4 protein-coding genes and 1 pseudogene are annotated in these 4,742 nt (G+C 68.9%); 2 read left to right on the forward strand and 3 right to left on the reverse strand.

Annotation, left to right across the window (positions count from 1 at the left end; all coding sequences use genetic code 11):
- Nucleotides 1-154: pseudogene (locus ACIPEK_RS46155) on the forward strand (IS6 family transposase); the annotation flags it as partial.
- Between the two features lie 282 nt (nt 155-436).
- On the opposite strand, the gene ACIPEK_RS46160 reads toward ACIPEK_RS46155, so the two are convergent.
- From ACIPEK_RS46160 to ACIPEK_RS46170, 3 genes are all read right to left on the reverse strand, one after another.
- Nucleotides 437-1,921: an MFS transporter gene (locus ACIPEK_RS46160; protein ID WP_402008900.1), complete on the reverse strand. Its 1,485-nt coding sequence runs from the start codon at nt 1,919-1,921 to the stop codon at nt 437-439.
- 85 nt (nt 1,922-2,006) lie between these two features.
- Nucleotides 2,007-2,456, reverse strand: coding sequence for an RrF2 family transcriptional regulator (locus ACIPEK_RS46165; protein WP_402008902.1), 450 nt, complete (start codon nt 2,454-2,456; stop codon nt 2,007-2,009).
- 493 nt (nt 2,457-2,949) lie between these two features.
- Entirely contained in the window at nt 2,950-3,618 is a 669-nt protein-coding gene (locus tag ACIPEK_RS46170; RefSeq protein ID WP_402008904.1) for a TetR/AcrR family transcriptional regulator, read from the reverse strand.
- A gap of 79 nt (nt 3,619-3,697) precedes the next feature.
- Here ACIPEK_RS46170 and ACIPEK_RS46175 point away from each other — a divergent pair, with 79 nt between their 5' ends.
- Complete coding sequence (locus ACIPEK_RS46175) at nt 3,698-4,651, forward strand: zinc-binding dehydrogenase (RefSeq protein WP_402008907.1); 954 nt, start codon at nt 3,698-3,700, stop codon at nt 4,649-4,651.
- Nucleotides 4,652-4,742: the final 91 nt, after the last annotated feature.

The raw sequence follows: 4,742 nt of genomic DNA on the forward strand, positions 1-4,742 counted from the left end.
CCAGCAGTTCCTGTCCGCGTTCAGCGGCATCTCACCCCACTTCAGGCCCCGCCGCCACCTGATGACCGCCAGCGAATACCGCACCGAGATGACCACCCGCTTCGCCAGCTGGGATCAGGTCACCGGCGTCACCGGCCTGCCTACCGCGGCCTGAGCACGGAGCCGGAACCCGGCCCCACCACACCCGACACACCATCAGGCACTCACACCCTCAACAACGTGACAGCGCCCAGACGCTCCCAGGGGAAGTTCGTCATCCGTGCCGGAGCTGAGTGTGGCGGCGGCGCTGTCGGCAGAGGAGGTTGCCTACGTGCCCATCAGCACTGGCGGCAGCCCGGGGCCGGACGCAGACCGGATCGGCAACGCCACCCTGCTTCAGCAAACCTGCCAGCCGTGGGCGGATCTGGTGCGCCCTGGATGTGGGGCAGTTGCGTTCCTACTGGACGTCGTTCACTTCTTGCGCCGTCGCGGCCACAGGGGCTGCCTCGACCTTCGGTCCGGCCTCGGCCTCGGAGCCAGCCGTGGGACGCATCCGTGACGCAACGATGAGCGTGAGGACGACGACCGCGGCCATGGCCAGGAAGACGTCGGAGTAGGCCGAGCCGTCATCACCGGAGTAGAGGGGGTTGATTGCGTCACTGCCGCCCTGCTGCCTCGCGGACACCAGCACGCCGAACACGGCGGGGCCGGTGCCGGCCCCGAGGAACTGGGCGCCCTGGAGGATCCCGAGGCCGACACCTGCCTGCTCGGGGGGCAGCTCGCTTGCCGCAGCGCCGATGATGGTGGTCATCACAAGCATGAAGCCGATACTCAGCCCGAGGATCCCGACGCCGGCGAAGACCACCGAGGAGCCGCCGGTGAAGGACGAGAGGAAGAGCGAGAACAGCCCGACGAGGCCGAGCCCGGAGAGCACCAGGAGCCGCGCGCCGACGCGGCCGGCGAGGCGCCCGATCCACGGCGAGAGAAGCGCGGTCATGACTCCGGCCGGGATCATGACCAAGGCGCCCTCACCCGGGGTGAGTTCGTTGACCTCCACCAGCAGCAGCGGGACGAACACCAGACCGCCGAGGTTGACGACCATGGCCAGGAACGCGACGAGGATGCCGGTCCGGTAGACGCGATTGGTGAACAGCGATGGCGGAACGAACGGCTGGCCGACACGGACGGTGCGCACCCCGAAGAGCACGAGCGCCGCGATCGCGGCCAAGAGGCTGCCCCAGGACAGGGGTTCGGTGAAGCCGGAGACCTGCGCCCGGGTCATGCCGAACAGGACGAGACCGGCTCCGAGGCCGAGGAGCATGCCGCCGGGGAGGTCGAACCGGCCCGAGCCCTGCGGAGTCTCGTCCGGGAGTACGCGCATGGCCGGAAAAAGCAGCAGCAGCGAGACCACAAGCATGATCCAGAACAGTGCGGGCCAGCCGAGCGCTTCCCCGATGCCGCCGCCCAACGCCGGTCCAGCGGCGGTACCGACGCCCGCACCGGCGGAAACGACGCCGATCCCGACACCGCGCCGCTCCGGCGGCAGCAGCGTCGTGACGGCGATGATCGAGAGCACGGGGATCGCGGCCGCGCCGATGCCCGTCACGATCCGCCCGGCCACGAGCGCGGCCAGACTCGGGGAGATCGCGCAGATCAGGCTCCCGACGGCGTAGGTGAGAAGCGCGAAGGCGAAAAGACGACGCAGGCTCACGCGGTCCGAAATGCGGCCGTACAGGGGAATCCCGACCGAGAACATCAGCAGGAAGCCAGTGACGACCCAGGCAAGTTCCGCCTCGGAGGCCCCGAACTCGGACCCGATCGTCGGAAGCATCAGATTGACCATGTCGCTGGCCGTGACCGTGACGAGGATCGCCGGCATCAGCACGGCCAGTAAGCCCAGTCCTGAGCCAGTCCGCTCGGTCGTTGTCGACGTGGAAGTCATACGAGGCCCTTCGGGCGGCTTTCTGCCACCATGGTAGTTACAGTTAGGGTAAAAGGGCGGCGGAGGACGCCGCCTCCGCCATTGGTCAGTTGGTGACGCGTTGCGCGACCTCACGCTCATTGGCCAGCACTTGCCGGACAAGGTGGGCGATCGTCGTCCGCCCGAGCCGTTCCTTCATGGCCCGCTCCGCGTCCTGGAACTCCACCTCGAGCAGCTTCTGCATGTTCCGCCCCACCTCGCATTCGGCGCTCGGCGGATGCGGGTACCGCGAAAGGATCGGCCCCGCCTCTACGGCGGTGTACGCGTCGTAGAGCGTGATCTCACGGGCGGGCCGGGCAAGCGACCAGCCGCCGTTGCGCCCCTCGGTGGACCAGACCAGACCGGCATCCCGCAGACTGCCGAGGATCCGCCGCACCAGAACCGGATTACTGGCCAGGCTCTCCGCGATCTCCGCGGAGGTCAACGAATGATCCCAGCGCCCCAGCATGGTGAGTGCGTGAATCGCGACCGCACTCCTACTGCTGATGCTCACCATGACCCCTTCGCGACCCTCGCCTCACCGATCTAACTGCAACAACGCTAGTAGCAGTTTGATCCACGTGTCAATCCGGCATGCCGGTCGCGGGGTCCCCCTGGGGCACCAGCCCAAAGCACGCTGCCGATTGTTGCTGGCTGGGTACAGCGATACCGCGGTCGCTGCCCGCCTGGGGATCAGCCTGCGGACCATGCAGCGCAGGGTCCGCAGGCTGAGGCCGGCACCGATTCCCGGGTGTTGCTAGGCTGGCACGCGCGGGACCGGGGCTGTGAGTGCATGGCCGGTCTGGGCGGTGAGCCTTGAGCCGAGATGGGAGGGCTGTTGGCCGAAGGCAGTGACGATCGCCTCGTGGATTCCGCGGACGCCGATGATGCAGCGGACACCAACGCCAGCGGGGACGGCCACCCCGGCAGGTGGCAAGAAGCGGCTCGCACCTGGCGCCCTACGCCAGTTGTTGATCGACTACCTTCGGGAACATTCGACCGGGCAAGTCTTAACCGGCCTGGTCCATGCCTGCCTTGACCGTCAGCGCGCCGGGCAGTTCCGCGCAGGCCGCGCGGAGCCGACGGGCGAGGTCTGCCCGGGTGTGCCCGGCGGGCTGTGTCACCCAGCCGTCGAGCGCTCGATGGAACGCCGCGAGCAGCATGTCGAGCGCCAGGCGGGCGCGTACGTCTCCGGTCCCGAGGAGGCCGAACCGGCGCTCGACCACGGTGAGAGCGGCACGGCTGGTGCGGTCGCAGAACGCCAGCCCGTGCGCATCCATGGACGGCGTCCGAGCCGCCAAACGACGGCTCGCCAGGGCGCGTTCGGCCCATCCGTCGGCGTCCATCCGGTCGAGGGCCACGACGAGAGTGTCCTCGAACAGCGCGATGAGCGTGCGCCCGTCCGCCGGACAGTCCTCCAGCACGTCGAGAAAGGCCGCCCACAGGTCCTGGGTCGGTGCCAGTGCAACGTCTTCCTTGCTGTTGAAGTTGCGGAAGAACGTCCGCTTGGAGACCTCGACCGCATCGCAGAGCTCGTTCAACGTCACCGCGTCGAAGCCGCGCTCGCCGAACAACTCCAGGGCGCTGTCGATCAGCGCCTGCCGGGTGCGCAGCTTCTTGCGCTCACGCAGGGGCAGTTGGGCGGCTGCCGGCGGGGCGGCGGCGGTCTTGGACGTCATCACCTCTAGTGTAGCCGAGCAGCAAATGCTCCTTGTAGGCTTACGCCACCCAGTGGCAGTTTTATCTTGGAGGATTTCCATGCGCGCGCTACTCCTCGACCGTTCGGCCCCCGCCGGGCTGCGTCTCGACACTGTCCCCGACCCGGTCCCCGCACCCCACCAGGCCCTTGTCCGGGTGACCGCGACCTCGCTCAACTACGGAGAGGTCGCCTTCGGCCTGACCAGCGCGCCCGAAGGCGCGGTCCTGGGCTGGGACGCCGCCGGCGTCGTGGAACGGGCGGCCTCCGACGGCTCCGGACCGGCCGTCGGTACACCGGTCGTGACCCTCATGCCCGACGGTGCCTGGGCCGAACTGCGCGCGGTCGACACCTCGTTGATCGGCGTCGCACCCGAGGGAGCCGACCCGGCCGCGCTGGCGACGATCCCGGTCGCCGCCACGAGTGCCCTGCGCGCCCTGCACCGCATCGGTCCGCTCCTGGGGCGCGACGTACTCGTCACAGGAGCCACCGGAGGCGTCGGCCGATACGCCGTGCAACTCGCCCGCATGGCGGGCGCCCATGTCGTGGCCGTCACCAGCGACCCCGGTACCAACGGCGAACTGCTGCGTGGGCTGGGCGCACACGAGGTGATCGGCACGCCGAAGGAGGCCACCCGGCCGATGGACGGCGTGGTCGACCTAGTCGGCGGCCCGCTGCTGGTCGAGGCGTACCAGACGCTGAACGAAGGCGGCACCCTCGTCTCGGTCGGGCACGCCACCAACACCGGGGAGGACTTCCCGTTCGGGACGTTCTTCGGTGATCAAGGCAGGCACAACCGGTCGATCGTGACGTTCTTCCTGCTCGCCTGCTCGCCTGCTCGCCTGCTCGCCTGCTTGGGCCTGGACCGCGAGCTGACCTGGTTGGCCCAGCGCGTCGCCGCCGGTGACCTCGACCCGGGCATCACCTGGCGAGGCGACTGGCACGCCGCGGCAGAGGCGATCGACGCACTGCTCACCCGCGGGCTCCACGGCAAGGCAGTGCTAACCCTCGGCTAGTAGTGCTTGGTCATGTTGGTGCGGGGTCTGGCATGTTGCGGTGACAGGTGGGGCAGGCGCCGGTCCAGATCGCGAGGAGTATCTGCAGCTC

It is taken from the genome of Streptomyces sp. NPDC088246 (assembly GCF_044741025.1).
Classification (GTDB): Bacteria; Actinomycetota; Actinomycetes; order Streptomycetales; family Streptomycetaceae; genus Streptomyces.

What these genes read in the sequence shown, in the direction of transcription:
- ACIPEK_RS46160 (WP_402008900.1), bottom strand. Translation starts at nt 1,921, where the DNA reads ATGACTTCCACGTCGACAACGACCGAGCGGACTGGCTCAGGACTGGGC.
- ACIPEK_RS46165 (WP_402008902.1), bottom strand. Translation starts at nt 2,456, where the DNA reads ATGGTGAGCATCAGCAGTAGGAGTGCGGTCGCGATTCACGCACTCACC.
- ACIPEK_RS46170 (WP_402008904.1), bottom strand. Translation starts at nt 3,618, where the DNA reads ATGACGTCCAAGACCGCCGCCGCCCCGCCGGCAGCCGCCCAACTGCCC.
- ACIPEK_RS46175 (WP_402008907.1), top strand. Translation starts at nt 3,698, where the DNA reads ATGCGCGCGCTACTCCTCGACCGTTCGGCCCCCGCCGGGCTGCGTCTC.